Annotated in this window: 10 protein-coding genes; 6 read left to right on the top strand and 4 right to left on the bottom strand. The window is 36.0% G+C overall.

Going from position 1 to position 16,635, the window contains the following annotated elements; genetic code table 11:
- The first annotated feature begins 55 nt into the window (after positions 1–55).
- From BUB48_RS03560 to gap, 4 genes are all read left to right on the top strand, one after another.
- The gene (locus BUB48_RS03560) at positions 56–766 is read left to right on the top strand and encodes an ABC transporter ATP-binding protein (RefSeq protein WP_073024998.1); all 711 of its coding nucleotides are present in this window, start codon (positions 56–58) and stop codon (positions 764–766) included.
- Positions 763–3,138, top strand: a complete 2,376-nt coding sequence (locus BUB48_RS03565; protein WP_073024647.1) for a COG1361 S-layer family protein — start codon at positions 763–765, stop codon at positions 3,136–3,138. Before BUB48_RS03560 ends, BUB48_RS03565 begins: the two co-directional genes overlap by 4 nt.
- On the top strand, positions 3,131–4,462 hold the full coding sequence (locus BUB48_RS03570) for an ABC transporter permease (protein WP_073024649.1): 1,332 nt from the start codon (positions 3,131–3,133) through the stop codon (positions 4,460–4,462). Before BUB48_RS03565 ends, BUB48_RS03570 begins: the two co-directional genes overlap by 8 nt.
- A gap of 184 nt (positions 4,463–4,646) precedes the next feature.
- Positions 4,647–5,660: a type I glyceraldehyde-3-phosphate dehydrogenase gene (gene gap / locus BUB48_RS03575; protein WP_073024651.1), complete on the top strand. Its 1,014-nt coding sequence runs from the start codon at positions 4,647–4,649 to the stop codon at positions 5,658–5,660.
- A gap of 105 nt (positions 5,661–5,765) precedes the next feature.
- On the opposite strand, the gene BUB48_RS03580 is transcribed toward gap, so the two are convergent.
- On the bottom strand, positions 5,766–7,124 hold the full coding sequence (locus BUB48_RS03580) for an alanine/glycine:cation symporter family protein (RefSeq protein ID WP_073024653.1): 1,359 nt from the start codon (positions 7,122–7,124) through the stop codon (positions 5,766–5,768).
- 263 nt (positions 7,125–7,387) lie between these two features.
- On the opposite strand from BUB48_RS03580, the gene BUB48_RS03585 reads away from it, so the two are divergent.
- Both BUB48_RS03585 and BUB48_RS03590 read left to right on the top strand, forming a co-directional pair.
- On the top strand, positions 7,388–8,272 hold the full coding sequence (locus tag BUB48_RS03585) for a sensor histidine kinase (RefSeq protein WP_175548344.1): 885 nt from the start codon (positions 7,388–7,390) through the stop codon (positions 8,270–8,272).
- Positions 8,273–8,397: 125 nt separating this feature from the next.
- Positions 8,398–9,378 carry a dipeptidase gene (locus tag BUB48_RS03590; protein WP_073024657.1) on the top strand — a complete coding sequence of 327 codons (981 nt, stop codon included), beginning with the start codon at positions 8,398–8,400 and terminating at the stop codon, positions 9,376–9,378.
- On the opposite strand, the gene BUB48_RS03595 is transcribed toward BUB48_RS03590, so the two are convergent.
- The 3 genes from BUB48_RS03595 to BUB48_RS03605 are packed head-to-tail and all read right to left on the bottom strand — an operon-like array spanning position 9,368 to position 16,550.
- Positions 9,368–10,417 (bottom strand): flavodoxin family protein, encoded by a 1,050-nt coding sequence (locus BUB48_RS03595; RefSeq protein ID WP_073024659.1) that lies wholly within the window; start codon positions 10,415–10,417, stop codon positions 9,368–9,370. The two genes, BUB48_RS03590 and BUB48_RS03595, sit on opposite strands and share 11 nt — an antisense overlap.
- A gap of 2 nt (positions 10,418–10,419) precedes the next feature.
- The gene (locus tag BUB48_RS03600) at positions 10,420–11,664 is read right to left on the bottom strand and encodes a lactate/malate family dehydrogenase (protein ID WP_073024661.1); all 1,245 of its coding nucleotides are present in this window, start codon (positions 11,662–11,664) and stop codon (positions 10,420–10,422) included.
- A gap of 20 nt (positions 11,665–11,684) precedes the next feature.
- Positions 11,685–16,550 (bottom strand): nicotinate-nicotinamide nucleotide adenylyltransferase, encoded by a 4,866-nt coding sequence (locus tag BUB48_RS03605; protein ID WP_139249901.1) that lies wholly within the window; start codon positions 16,548–16,550, stop codon positions 11,685–11,687.
- Positions 16,551–16,635: the final 85 nt, after the last annotated feature.

Here is a 16,635-nt window from a genome sequence, read left to right on the forward strand (position 1 = left end):
ATGAATCTTTTTGCCAATTTTTTTCGTCTAAATATATTTGATTGGGGGTGATATTATAGAATCCATAATTACAATAAAAGATGTAAGCAAAATCTATAGAGTAGGTACAGAAAAAGTAGTTGCTTTGGAGTGCATCAATCTGGAAATTCCCAAGGGAGAAATCTGCTGCATACTTGGTACATCAGGATCCGGTAAATCGACATTGCTGAATCTTATGGCTGGCCTTGAGAGGCCTACCACAGGCAGCATCGTGATTAAAGGAAAAAATATTGAGAAGATGAGCGAAAACGGTTTGGCAAGATTCAGACAAAAAAATGTAGGTTTTATTTTTCAATCATATAATTTGTTGCCCTCATTGACTGCTTTGGAAAATGTGAGTCTGCCTTTGGTTTTTAGAGGAGTAAGCAAAAAGATCAGAAATCAGAGAGCAAAAAAATTGTTGGAACAAGTCGGATTAGGAACCCGTATGAATCATAAGCCGAATCAGATGAGCGGCGGTCAGCAACAAAGAGTAGGTATAGCCAGAGCTTTTGTAGCCAATCCGGACATTATTTTTGCCGATGAGCCTACAGGAAATCTTGATTCTAAAACAACTGTGGAAATAATGAATCTGATTACTAATCTTGCAAGAGAGAATAATCAGACGTTGATCATAGTAACTCATGATGTCAATATAGCAAAATATGCAGATCGTATAGTATATATTTTTGACGGAAACATAAAGAAGATAGAAAAGACGGTTAAAGTAGAGGGGGAAGTAATTTGAGAAAAGGGTTAGCTGTAATTATGATTTTAGCCTTGATGATGCAGATAGTATCTTTGGGAATAGTGTTTGGCGATGAGGAAGATAGCTTAAGTATGAGTTGGGATGGTGTAATCAGAGATAAAAATAGTAAAAGCATAAGCACAATCTATGAAAATGATCATTTTTCTATAGATATTCAACTAAAGGTAAAAGGTAATGTTGACACTGATAGCTTGTATATATCTTTTGAAAATAGCTCTTCGTATAAGCTTACTTCATCAAAGCCGGGGGAAGAAAGGCTTTATAAAGCTAAGAAAGATAAAAACACTTTAGATTTAATTTATTTGGGTGGGGGAGAAACTAATCTTTCATTAACAGCCTATGACAATAATGGAAATTATGCTTATCTAAATATTGAGTTGCCTGTATCTGATAGTTCATCAACACCATCATCAACCAGTCGCAACATTCCTAAGCTTGTTATTGCAGGAGGTACCAGCATACCGATTATAAATGCTGGCGAAGAAGCTACCATTCGAATACCATTGGAAAATATATCCTCCACAGCAGCAAAAAATATCCAGGCCACGTTGGAGCTAGATTCGGTGGATAGTCCTTTTGAAATAGAAAAACTAAGTTTAACATATCACATAGATAGAATAAACGGTAAGAAGACCGATGATGCAATATTTGTGGTAAAAGTGGCTGACAATGCGTCAGAGAAAATATATCCTTTAAAGCTGAAGCTAGTTTACTATCCCTTGTCAGGGAAAGATCCGGAAACAGATGAATATACCATCAATGTTCGCGTGCAAAATGCTAAAAAACCTCCAAAACTTGTATTATCCGCTGTTGGTTATGGAGATGAACCTCTTATAGCAGGGGAACAGCGAAAATTAACAGTAGTTCTTAGAAATAATGGAACATTAGAGGCTAAAGATATTAAGGTTAAGCTTCAAGGGTTGAAGACAGATGGCTTTACTTTGCATAATTCTCCTGATATAAAGCAGATACAGGATCTTGAAGGCAACAAGGTAATACAATTAGAGTATGTATTGATTCCTTCAATTAATATGGCTACAGGAAACCATGAGCTGCAACTTAAGGTAGACTATAAGGACAACAAAAAGACCGACTACTCAGAGGAGTTTACTTTCTTTCTGCCTGTAAAAGGTATGGATACTGCCGTATCAGATATAAAGATAGAGAACATACAAGCTCCTCAGGAAGAGATAAAAGCAGAAGAGAATTTCAAAATATCCTTTGATGTTGTAAATTACAATGACATTGAAGCTGATGGAGTAAGAGTCAGTCTCGTTACTGATAAGGAAATTATAAGCAAATCTTTGAATATACAAAGCTTAGGCAAATTAGCAAATAATGAAAGAAAACGAGTGGAGTTTGAACTATACGCTACATCCGAAGCAGTTACAAAGAACTATCCTATACAGATAAATGTGGAGTTTGAGAGCGGTGTAGGAGAAAAGAAGTCAAAAAATACAATCAGTCAGTATGTAGGTGTGTTCGTTGATAGAGGGAATACCAAGGGAACTCCAAGGATTATTGTGGATAGATATAATGTGGAGCCTTCAATCATAAAGGCAGGAGATATTTTTCAGCTTACCATGTCTTTACTGAATACAAGTTCCTATGCAACGGTAAGCAATATTAAAGTGTCATTGGTAAGCGATGACGGAGTATTCAGTCCCGTAAACAGCAGCAACACCATATACATAGACAGTATCGGCCCAAAGGAAAGCATCCAGAATGTGTTCACATTGACTCCTAAGCGGGATGCAGAGCATAAAACCTATGGTATATCAGTGAACATTGATTACGAAGATGAAAAGGGAAATCAATTAAGCTCAAAGGATATGATCAGTGTATCTGTAGTACAACAAGTCAAGTTGGTGTTGGGCGATGTAAGCATGCCTTTTGAGGTATATGTGGGACAAACCTTCCCTGTTTCAATAGAGTTTTATAATATGGGAAAAACTACTTTGTACAATTTGATGATAAAAACAGAAGGAAACTTTACAACACAAAATTCTAATTATTATGTAGGAAATTTTGAATCAGGAAAGACAGAATATTATGATGTAGGCATAACAGCAAATGAACCCGGACCTATAAATGGCAGAATTGTGTTTACTTATGAAAATGCCGTTGGAGAAGTATTCGAGGAAGTCAAGGAGTTTCAAACTAATGTAATAGAAATTCCGATGGAGCCAATGCCGGACATTGGAATGGAAGAAATGCCTGAGGAAAACAAAATAATTAATATAGCGAAGAGTCCGTATTTTATAGGAGGTTCAATATTATTAGCAGTTGGTATTTTCTTCGTCGGAAGGAAGATATATAAAAAGAAGAAAGGTATGACTTTCGATGAATAGCATTGATGTTATCAGCATGGGTCTCAGAAACATGTGGAGGAGGAAGACCAGAACCATACTTACTGTATTAGGTGTTATTATCGGTACTTCCTCCATAGTAATTATGCTGTCTTTAGGAATAGCAATGAATGAGAATTTTAAAAAAGAAGTTGAAAGCATGGGAAGCCTCAATATTATTGAGGTAAGCAGAAATTATGGAATGCGGGAAGGAGGATCCACCAAGGAGGTTAAACTGGATGATAAGGCTATAGCCAAGATAGGTGCTATTGAAGGCGTGGAAGCAGTTACGCCTTTGGAATTCACATATTGGAAGTTTGGAGCCGGGAAATATGTCGGACACGTCAGCGTAATAGGCATAGACACTAAGGTGATGGATAAGTTTAATTTTGAGATTGAAGAAGGTAGGCTTTTAGATGAGTCAGATACCAATGCAGTAGTATTTGGGTCCTATATACCTGAAATGTTTTATAATCCTAAATCAAGCTATTACTATGATAGCTCTTCTTCAGTGAAGCTAATCAGTGATAAGCTTATTATGACAATGAATATGGACTATGGTGAGAGAAGAAGCAGGCAGAGCAGCAGTAATACAGAAAAACTGCCCGAGTACAAGGTCAAGGGTGTAGGAATATTGAAGCAGAGTGCTGGAGAGACGGACTATAATGCATATATGAATATAAAGTACCTGAAAAAAATACAGGAGGAAAGCAACAGAGCTCGGTCAAGGAACTCAAGGGGATGGGACTATGGGGAGTCATCTTCCGACAGCTATAATAATGCCATGGTCAAAGTAAAGGATATAAATAATGTAAAAGAGGTACAAGAAAAAATAAAGGACATGGGTTTTAATGCCTTTAGTTTAACAGATATATTGGAATCCATGCAAAAAACCTCTGCAAGCATACAGGCTATACTAGGAGGTATTGGGGCAGTTTCTTTGCTGGTTGCAGCATTGGGTATTACCAATACCATGATAATGTCCATATATGAGAGAACCAGAGAAATTGGTGTTATGAAGGTGCTAGGAGCCGAACTGGGTTCCATTAGAAGGTTGTTTTTATTTGAGGCAGGATTGATAGGGTTTATGGGTGGCATTCTCGGCATAGGATTTAGTTTAGCTGTTTCATTAATTTTGAATAAGGCTGGTTTGTCATTAGGAAATTTTTTCGGTTATATGGGAGAAGGAAGCAAGGTTTCTGTTATACCATTATGGCTTATGTTGGCTTCTGTAGCCTTTGCAACACTGATAGGTTTGGTTTCAGGATATTATCCCGCTAGAAGAGCTATGAAACTTAGCGCTCTTGAAGCTATAAAAACTGAATAATATATCAAAAACTAAAGAATCATAATGATATAGTAATATAAATCCGGGCCATATTTCAGAAAAGTATGTGGTTATACTTGACAATAGTATATCATATTGTTATAAATAGTATAGCACATTAAATAGAAAACACATTATGTTGCACAATTATATGTTTACATAATCTTAGATTGGAGGATAATATATGGGTATTAAAGTTGCCTTAAATGGCTTCGGAAGAATAGGGAGAATTGTTACTCGCATTATAGCGGAAAAGTGGGATAATAGTGAGTTGGAGTTAGTAGCTATTAATGCCAGAGCTGATGTAGGTACTCTGGCTCATCTATTGAAATATGATTCTGCCTATGGAAGGTTCAATGGAACCGTAGAAGCTCTGGAGGATGCAATGGTCATAAACGGCAAAACTATTAAGGTATTATCGGAAAGTGATGCCAAAAACCTTCCGTGGAAGGATATGGGAGTTGACATCGTGATTGAGTCCACAGGAGCTTATACAAAAAGGGATAAAGCCATGGAGCATATACATGCAGGTGCAAAAAAAGTTGTTATAACTGCTCCTGGAGTAGATGAAGATGCAACTATAGTAATGGGAGTAAACGAAGAAATATATGATCCCAAAAATCATGCAATAATATCCAATGCTTCCTGTACTACCAACTGTCTGGCTCCTGTTGCAAAAGTATTGGATGAAAAGTTTGGCATTGAACATGGACTAATGACCACAATTCACTCCTATACAAATGATCAAAGGATATTGGATAAAACTCACAAGGATCTGAGAAGAGCCAGATCTGCAGCAGAGTCAATAATACCTACAACTACAGGTGCAGCCAAGGCAGTAGGAAAGGTTCTTCCACAATTAAAAGGAAAACTTAATGGATTTGCATTGAGGGTTCCTACACCTACAGTATCAATTACTGATCTTGTGTGCAACTTTAGAAATGACGTTACTGTAGAAGCAATAAATGCAGCTTTGAAAGAGGCTTCAGAAGGTTCTTTGAAGGGAATTCTGGGTTATTCGGAAGAACCACTTGTTTCTATAGATTACAAAGGGGATGACAGATCCTCAATAATAGATGCATTATCAACCATGGTAATGGGAGACAGGATGGCAAAAGTAGTAGCCTGGTATGATAATGAATGGGGATATTCCTGCAGAACAGTAGATTTAGTAGAGTATATAGCAAAAAGAATGTAACTTAAAAAGACATCTGGAATGTCCAGATGTCTTTTTTAAATAAAATAACCCCAAAGTCTCAATAAGACTTTGGGGTTATTTTATTTAAAAGGTATGTTAATGGAGTTATTTCAGATTGCCCAATTTATCATATTTTGATTCATAATCATTGAGAGACTTAACTACCAAGGATACCATACCTAGCAATGCTATTAGGTTTGGTATTACCATTAGTCCGTTAAACATGTCTGCCAGTTCCCATACTATAGGTACATTCATTGTAGTACCAAGAACAATGAACAAGAGTACCATCATTCTATATATAGGAAGACTCTTCTTTCCGAACAAGAATTTCATGTTGGCTTCTCCCAAGAAGTACCATCCAACTATTGTTGTGAAGGAGAAGAACAATAGACATATTGCTATGAAAGGATTACCGAAACTTCCAAAACCTCTAGCAAAGGCTTCTTGAGTCAGAGCTATTCCGGTTAATCCTGAATCTATAGATCCTGTCATGAGTATAACCAGGGCTGTGAATGTACATACCACAAGGGTATCAATTATAACGCCCATAATAGCTACTAGACCTTGTTGTGCAGGATGATCTACCTTTGCTACAGCATGAGCATGAGGTGTAGATCCCATACCTGCTTCATTGGAGAACAATCCTCTGGCTATACCATATCTGAAAGCTTCTTTTACAGTGGCACCTATTAAACCGCCAGTGGCAGCAGCCGGATTAAATGCTCCCTGTATTATCATCTTAAAGGCTGGCAATATCATAGTGAAGTTCTTTAATATGATAATTAAGCCACCTATAATGTACATCAAAGCCATAAAAGGAACAACCATTTCTGCAAAGGAAGCTATTCTGCTGATACCGCCGAAAACTATTAATCCAACTAAAACAGCAATAATTATTCCTGTTGCAATATTCGGTATACCAAAGGCGGATTTAAAAACCTCCCCTATAGAATTGGATTGAACCATGTTTCCAACAAAACCAAGGGCGATAACTATTGTAACTGCGAAGAATCCTGCTAGGAATTTGCTTCCAAAACCTTTTTTTATATAATATGCAGGTCCACCTGTGATTTCTCCGTCTATTTTTTCTGTATGTGTTTGTGCAAGCACAGCTTCTGCAAATATAGTTCCCATACCGAAAAATGCACTAATCCACATCCAGAATACAGCGCCTGGTCCACCGGAAGCTATGGCTGTAACAACACCTGCTAGGTTGCCTGTACCAACCTGAGCTGCTACTGCTGTAGCTAGAGCCTGGAAGGATGATATTCCATCACTGTCTTTGCTCTTATCTTTCTTAAATATACCTCCGAAGGCCTGTTTGAATATGTTTTTAATTCTTCTGATCTGCAGGAACCTCAATTTAAAGGTGAAAAGTATGCCAGTTCCTAACAATAGAAATAGCATTATAGGTCCCCATAAAACTCCGTTGATTTGTTTGACGATTGACAATAAATCCATATAATTCCCTCCTTGTATTGCATGAATAATGCATGATAGATGTAATCTATGATTACACAAAATAATATAGATGTTTTCTATATTATACAATATTGTTATTATATTAACAATTTATAGAAGTCGAATATTATCGGATTTATCCTAATATTTAGCAATATATTTTGCTAATGCTTCATTTTTAGCAGTAATTTATCTAATCATTGGCTCAAAATAAAAATACAGGTATATTTTAATAAATATTGGACATATATATGAAGGGATATATGAGTTTGAAGGCAAGGAGGAATAAGATGGTACAAGCTGCTACAGTTATCTTATATTCATTGTATATAGGAATTATGGCATATATAATCGTCAAAAATTATGAAAATGCTAGAAGGCTTAAAGAAACAAGCGAGAGATTTCTATTGGCAATTCACGATATAAAAAATTACAGTACTAATATAGATGCAACTGGTCAATTGCTTAAAGCGGCTGTTAATAGCAAGTATGGGAGTTTGGCAGCAGATAATTTATCTAGTCACATAGATGTAATAATAGGTAATTGTAAAGAAATGAATGGCTTAATAGAAAGTTTTTCAAGAACCATTAAGTTATGGGAATATAGTGATAAAGGGAATCAAGTCTATGAAGATGTTGTATCGTTGATTGATGAAGCAGTCAAGCTTAGCAAATATTATGCTAAGAAGAAGAATGTCCAATTGGAGGTCAAATCAAGGTGGTCCGAGAAACTTGTTGAGTTGGATAAGATTAAGTTTATAAGAATACTATCAAATCTTATTATGAATGGAGTAAAGTATTCCAGCGAAAATGGAAGGGTTTTAATATCAATGGATGAAGATAATGATTGGATAAGAATTCATGTAAAGGATAATGGAAAGGGCATGAACAAGCAAGAGTTAAGCAGGGTTTTCAAAAAGCATTATAGGGGCAATAGTAAAACGGATGAAGCAGATATTAGTTTTGGAATAGGATTATATGGGTCTAAACAGTTAGCAAGAAGCATGGATGGAAGGATTGAAGCAAAAAGTGTAGAAGGAGAGGGTAGCGAGTTTACACTTATTCTGCCTTTGAAATCTATACATAGAAAAAATATATTGGGCATCACTATACCAAACAAAATACTTAATAAAAAGACTTCTGTATGATATGATACCTCCAAGTAGATAGCAAGATTATCTACTTGGAGGTATCATGTTTTTTATATATCTCTTTTACTTAAGTAATTTATGATTTAATATTATAGTGAATAGAACATATTAGGAGGTATAACATGTATATATTTGATGCTCATTCAGATATTTGGATGAAATCACTGGAGGAAAGAAGGAATGGTAACTGGGACTATTTCATGAATACTCATTTTCCAAAACTTCAAAAAGGGAAAGTATCCGGAGGTATATTTGTAGTATATACAAGAACAGATGAGAAAGTAGATTCGGTCCGCTACTTATGGAAAGAGGTGGGGGGAGTAATGGAAGAAGTAAGATATCTAAAGGAGAATGAAGCTCCTATTGATTTTGTAACGACATATAGAGAAATTGAAGATGCAATTAACAAGGGACATTTCTTTGCATTGATGGGAATAGAAGGATTAAAGGGCATAGAGGATAATATCGAAGAAATACATACATTGTATAACTTGGGTTTCAGACATGCCAGCTTAACCTGGAACGAGGAAAACCATCTGGCTGCAGGAGCATCCAATGAGAATAATGATAAAGGCATTACTCCTATGGGAGAGAAAGCAATTAAACTCATGGAAAAATTAGGCATGATACTGGATGTATCTCATCTTAATGAAAAAAGTTTCTGGGATATTACAGAGATATGGAAAAAACCTATAATAGCTTCCCATTCAAATTCAAAGGCATTATTACAGCATAGAAGAAACATAACTGACGAACAGGCTAAAGCAATAGCCAAATCCGGCGGTGTAATAGGAGTCAATGCTTGCGGAGAGTTTTTGCATAAAGATAAGCCAAGTATAAACTGTTACTTGGACCATATTGACCATTTTGTAAAGGTTGCAGGTCTGGAGGCTGTGGGAATAGGTTTTGATTTCTGTGATTTCCTAAGTGATGGCTCTTTGGGAGATGATGAGGATATAAGCCATAATGTTATGGGCTTGGAAAATGTAGCATATGCTGCTGATGTGTTAGAAGGTTTAAAATCAAGAGGTTACAGCACATCAGACATAGAAAGAATAGCCCATGGAAACTTCTTAAGAGTTCTAAAGGAACTTATATCCTGATAGATTCTATTACATTTAAGGCATATTTTTGTGCCATAGCTTCTATTTCTGGCACATTATATATGGAACCAGGATCGTTTGCCGTTGACATAATGACGAAATAAGGGGGCAGCCTGAATCCTTTATTTATATTCAATGAACCAATAAGCTGCCTGGCCACAGAATCGCTTCCTGAGTTGCCTGAAACAATTACTGAAAATATATATTTGTCATAGAAACTTAACTGCCTGTATAGGGCAGTTATTCTATTTATGACCGCCATAATATTTGCTGAGACAGAGTCGTTGTAATTTGGACAAACCCACATTATTGAGTTTGATTTCTCAATGGCAGGATAAATTTCTTCCACCATTACTCCGCCATAAAAGCAACTTTTCTGTTTGCCAAAATGTATGCAAGTATTAAAGGAGCAGCCGGCACAATCTTTCACATGACCGTTTTCCACATGCTGCTCCATTATGCTCCATTTATCAGAGAGGTGTTGCTTTATCATATTCCATAGGGCCAATGTATTTGAAGTGGATTTTGAACTTGCATGAAGAACCAGCATATTTGGATTATCAAAGCAAGGTTGTTTGTCGCTAAAAAACCTCTGACCTAATTTTTGGCACTGAAGCAGACATATTTCTTCTAGTGAATGATTCAGTGTTTTTTGCCAGGTTTTAAAGTTAAGCAGATTTGCTGTGGCTTCCACTACCGGATGTCCCATAAAGGAACATCCGAGCATGTTGCATTGGAAGATGATATTCTGAGCAGTCCATTTGGTGTTTAACTCGTTTGGACTATGAATGAGAAGTATTGCTTGGGATGACTCCATGCTGTCATTTCCCCTAGTTTTCAGCTCTGATAGGATTTGTGCTATTGAATTATAGAATCCAGCCCCATCCAGTTCTAAAGCAAATATGATCTTTGATTTTGTTAGATCGGGAAGAGCTTTTGAACTTGTGATGAATTCAGCATCATTTTCTCCCAAAGTGTACTGTATCATCTTTTCCAGCATAGAGGATCTCATATCAGAGGCTACTACATAAGTATTCATTATTACATACCACCCAAACTATTATAGGATTCCTTTATCCTTTCAATCAAATCATCAGGCATATTAAGCCTTTCCAATTCGGTACCGCTTTCATTGAGCCTGTTGCGGCAGCCAAAGTATGTTCCGCCAAGATATACGGCACTGTAATGCCATTGGCCTCTTATGGTTGCTAATATAGATAGTGCTCCGGAAGACAAGGCCGGCGCAATATATGGTTTGAAACCAACGTTACGAACTTCCATATTTGAGTTTAATGCTTTGCCAGTAAGCATAATAGATGTGTTATTGTCATAACATTTTATGTTGTCTGCTATAACAAGACCTTTACCGTGAGGACCATAGGCTCTTCCATATTTCTCAAAGCTATGGCCTAAGCCCATTTTTTTTGCGTGATAAGCTGCTCTTGCTCTCATTACTCCAAGACCATAGCCTCGGATTTGATCTGGACCGAGACCTTCATAATCCATTTGACCGTTGGAGTTTATATTGCTTTCAATAAAGGCTTTTTTGCATAGCAAATCTACGGGATCAGATACTACAGCAAATATGCCTTTGAATTTCCCCTGTCTTGCTAGTTTTGCATACTCACTTATTATTTTGCTATTGGCTTCATACTGGGCCATGCGTACATCCGATTGAGAGTTGGAGAGAGGTGGAACTCCCGCGCTGACTGCAAATACAAACATATCACAATCAAATAGGCTATCTTTATCTGTATATACAACTTCCGGCTGAATTGAATTTTCATCTGGATATAATATTTGTCCAGCTTCCATAAGCCATCTGTCAACTTTATTGGAGTCGATATCATATATGCCTATTTTTTCGATAACGTCGCCCCCCATAAGTCTCAATCCTGTAAGCAAAATACCGCCTACATCACCTAATCCCACAATATTTATTCTCCATTTGTCCCTATGTTTTTCTTCCAATATGTGCTGCCAATTGGGATATTGGGTATTAATCCACATGATTTGCCTACATTCTATTTTCTCAATAAGCCATTGAGGAAGCTCATTTCCATATTTGGCATTTGGCATAGTCAATAAACTTATATCTTCTTTAGTAAAATCAAAGAAAGATGTATGGGAAAGGCACCAGGCTCTGTTGAATTTGCCTGGTTCATTTTCTGTTAAGTAATATATTATGCCTTCTTCTTGCATTGCATCTTCTTCTGATATATCATTTCCTAGACCATACTTGCTATTGGATATTATTATCTTATTCATATATCTGTAAAAGTACATATATTAACCCCCTCACTTTGTTATTCCAGACACTTTCGCAGTCTTTTTAATAGTTCCAGATCATTTTTAAGATAATGGGAAGGGCTCATGTTTAAATCGTATTCCATATCCTTGCCTTGATCGGGACATCTTGGAGTAGTAAACACATGTCCCATTGAATACAATGTAAGTTTTCTTTCGTATAAGTCCTGGTATTCCTTTTCCAAGACCGATAGAATATCCATTGAATTTTCGATGGATACCTGGGATAAGTTATATATTGCCTCCTTGTTGGTGTTCTTTATAAATGATGGAGCAGCATAGGGCAAAATATAGTTTATGGAAGGCAGCAGATTTCTTTTTGGATAATAGCCTCTCCACAGGGCATCACCGCCGATAAATGGATACATTGCATTTTCATTGAACCAAAGCCTTAGCTTTGGTATATAATATGCACAATCAACTTCCCTATTTTGTGAATCCATTATTTCTTTTCCTCTGGCAGACAGTATTCCCACGATGATTTTCTGTATGTTGACATTTTCTTCTTTCAGTATGGGATCAAGAGCTTTAATCCTATATCCCTTATGAAGCAAATCATCTACCAAAATTACAGGCCTTCTGAAGGATTGTATCATCCTTACCTGAGATTTTAAGTCAAGATAATAGGGGAAGGCGTCAATCCTATAGCTAATCATATCGGGATTAAAGTATTTTTCTGTATGCATTGATTTTGTAACTGTGTTAGGAATAATATGTTTGTTTAATATCTGCCCGAAGGGCACACATACGCAAGGTCCCAGTACCCTAGGAGTTTGAGGTTCAATGGGTACATTGTTTTCCATGCATATTTTTCTTATTAAGGTCTCGTGAACCATATTTCTGTCAATGGAAAGAACCAGATGTCCTGGGTATAGTTTTGTAAGAGCTTCCTGAAGCTTAGCTCTGGATTTTTTAAGGACTTTTTGAAAAGCCTTATTATATTTAAATGGTTCCTTAATCACCGTTTCCAAATCAAGACTCAATACACAGGGATTGCTCATGTTTACACAGAAGACATTTGAGGTAGATTGAGAAGGAACAGGAATGAATCCCTGAAGCCTTAGCGTTTCATATATATCTTCTTGGGAACCTTCCGCAATAATGCTTCTGTAGATGCAATATTCATAACCTCTGGAAATACAGTATGTCAGTGCTTCTGTAAGGAGTATCTGGTTTAAATCTCTGAATTTGTCATCTTTTGCCGAAACTAATGTATCTATTACAACAATAGGACCGATGGAGTTTTCACGAATGTATTGGGTTATATCTTTATCTCCAAAATCTCTATATAACGTGCTCACATTAGTATCATGGAATATTACAAACCCCAGATTTCTGTTGTTATCATCAATGTCCTTAAGCATCAGTACATTGATTTTTACTTCATTTGATAACTTGATTATTTCATTGATGGACTCGGAAGGGCTTTTGTACAACATTTTATAAATATCTGATAGTATCTGGTCTGTAACTTCCGATGTCACCTTGATATCGATGGATAGTGTCTGAAGAAGCTGTTTATCAGTAGGCTGCCGCTGATAAAAGCCGTTCTCATATATGTATTTCTGCACTAATGGGTCAATTAGCATGGAAATATCTCTGTTTTTGTCTATGTTGTTTCTTATTTGAGTTGAACTGATATCTTCATATTGTGGAGGTAAGGATAACATGACGATATCTCCATCAATGTTTTTTAGTTTTTGATGCAAGGTATCCTTATTATTATCATTTGTTGAGATTCTTCTTTCAAAAATAATATGGTTGAAGCTGTGGATTGAATTTTTGGTCTTTTCATTTGCATATGCGGAAGCATTTCGTATTACATCACTACCTGCAACAATATATACTTCTGTTTCATTAAAGCTTTCTCTAAGAAAAGCAAGATTGTCCGGATTTGCAAGATTGATTGGATATTCGTCTGGGAATAGATATATATCCTTTTCATCTGCAATGGACATGGATATAATATTGCTTCTAAGCAAATGAGGAAGAGTTTGCTTGGACCAGGAAAACTCATCCACAGCAAGATATACCTCATAGCCCATATCACGAATGGTTTTTGCAATTTCCTTATGACTCAAGGAGAAGGGGTCAAAGGTGCCCGGGAAAAAGGCAATTTTATTGGGCTTAGGAATTGCAATTTCACCAAAATTATATATATATTCAGATATAAATCTATATATGCATTGGATACCTGCTGAATAGGTTAGGAACAACAATTCATCTGATGAAGTATCAGACAGCATTGTCAGTATCTTTTTCGCAGTTATTTTAAATATTTCATATTTTTTATGAATATCGTAGTGCTCAGAACCAAATATTTCATTGCCCAGAACCTTGAAAGCTATCTGTTTTATTTTGTTATCAAAATGACCGATTCCGTTCAGCAATATGCCAATAAGTTTTACTAATCTATTCCAATGAGCTTTTTCAGTTTCTTCATATTTGCCAATATAATTCTCATAATTGATTATGGATATGCCTATGGTTCTTAAAAGCAATGTGCTAAGTTGACTGGAAGAAAGCTTTATTTTATCCGACAAATCCTGTATTAACTCGTCCAGTTCTATGGGTTTCAATGTAAGAATCAACTGACCAAGGTATTGTGGAATATATTCAGCGTATTTATAACCATCAATCTCCAGAGCTCTTAACAATTCTATGGCAACTTCGTTCTTCTGTTCTGGTGACAAATGGGGCATAAGGCTTATCAATGTATCTCCTGCCTTGTTTCTTACTATTTCCCAGTAGCTTACCTTTAATATATTGCAAAGGTGCAATGCAGTATGTAGACCTCTGGCACCAGGATTTAACAGCGTATAGTCTAGTAAAATGTCTATGTTTATTTTTTTCATAATCCATTCCGTAGCTGACTTGAGATTATTTAAAAATAAATCAGATATTATGTTTTCGTTGTCTATGATGAGATTATGTTTTGTTTCAAGTCTCAATAGACGGCATATCTTATTCATAATATAGTTTTCTGAAGGAATTGACGAAGCATAAGAATTTTTCAATATAAATTTCTTTAACTTGTTAGAAAAGTTTTTATCCTTCCAATTGCTTAATATCATGAAGCAAAGCTCAGCAGAAGAAAGTCTTACTGCATCCTTTTCTGAATGAAGACATGAAAGAGCATAGTCATATACCAAGCCAATTTTTTCATTCTTTGCAGATGAGGAAGGCAGTTGCTTTGCAGTCTCTAGTTTGTACATGATTTTATCAATATCCTGGGGTTCATACTTTTCATATAGCATAAGGATTATATTTATAAAGGATTCTTCTTGATCTTTTTTGCAATGAGCCAAAAGAGACTTCGTCATTCGGCTCAGAGAGTAGCCTATCCAGGTCTTATGCATAGATATTACTTTGTAGCCAGGATCTAGAAAGAGATTTAGATATTTTTCCAGCAGTTTTGTTCCTGTAAACTCAGGATTTTCTAATATTGCACCTTCAGGGATTTCTTTCCTGAAGGGTTCATCGAAGGAGGCAATTAGCTGACCAATAAGCTCAGCACAATGCTTCCTGATGTCGTCTTCTGGATGTATCAGATTATCATATAGGAATTTCAGTGTAATGAGTTTTTGTTTTTGAGTCAAATACATAGAGTAGGTTTCAAAAATCCTAAGATAGACTCTTAAGTCCTGCCAATCTTTTTTGCTTCTGGCTTCTTCCAGAATGTTATTAAGGGACGCTTCATCCCTTAATCTATACATCATGCTGATATTATGTTTTATGGATAGATATTTGATGTTTTCTATTATTTCATTGCCTTGGAGAAGTGAATGATAAACCTTCTCTTTTTTTGGAGGTTTCAGAGGTAGTGGAGTATCCGGATTTATGGATATACCCAGATGAATTAAATAGTCCTCAAAATCCTTTAGTTTGCCATAAACCCTTTTATATCTTTTAAGTTTTTTATCATCTACATTCTGAAGCTTGTTCAAAATTACGCCAAAGGATTCATCCAGATTAAAAATATGCATTTTGGGTTTTCCCTCGGATTCCATATTTTTTACTCTGAAATCGGAATAAATAAGTAGGAGGGATTCAATGGGCAAATTTTCTAATTCCAAATCCCAGGTAGAATGATTGACAGCTATATGCCTTATATACGTAAGACCTTGTTTTTTTAACCATTGATCCGTGTAGTAATAGTGCAACACGGGCACTTTTTTCAATTCTTTTTCCGTGCAGCCGAATTTGCCTATATCGTGAGCTGCTGCACCACCGGATACTCTTCCTAAGTCCACAGGTTCTCCCAGCATTTTTAGTTGGCGACCTATATAAGTGGCTATATAATGGACACCGCATACATGATCTATGGTGTTATAGCCCAAGTGCTCGTAAGCAAGTTTCATAAGCTCATAAATATAGTCTGATTTATATGCTTTAACAAATCTGTTATATTCTGCAGGATCTTCAAGTTGGTTCTGCTCTTCCAAAGTAAGAAATGTAAGAGGATAACGGCTCATAAATGTATTATCTTTGGAATTTTTCTGCTCCTCTGAAACTATCCTCAGAATTTTTAGATAAAGGGTGGCAGCTTTGACAGTTTTATCATCTGCTTTAAAATAAGAAGCATTAGGGAAAGATTTGCTTAAACAATATTGATAGAATATCTCAAGCCATTCATCAGTAGTTTTACTGCATTGGCATATTTCATTCAACATATTTTCAGAAAGCTTTAATACAGCTTTGCAGCTAAAATCCTGTTCTGCAAAAATGAGGTCGATATTGTTTTTGAAAGCAAGTGAATTAATATGGCTTTTTATGAAAGAACTGGCAAAGCCATTTTTGTTTAGCCATCTGGTGTTAAGCAGTGACATTGAAATTTTACTGTGAAGATTTGATGAAAGGGACATATTAAGCAACCTCCCATGTAAATCGAGGATTAATGTATTAATAGTAATTATATGTATTTTTATTATGTTTGTACAGAATACTGTG

The organism is Lutispora thermophila DSM 19022 (assembly GCF_900142105.1).
GTDB classification, from domain to species: domain Bacteria; phylum Bacillota; class Clostridia; order Lutisporales; family Lutisporaceae; genus Lutispora; species Lutispora thermophila.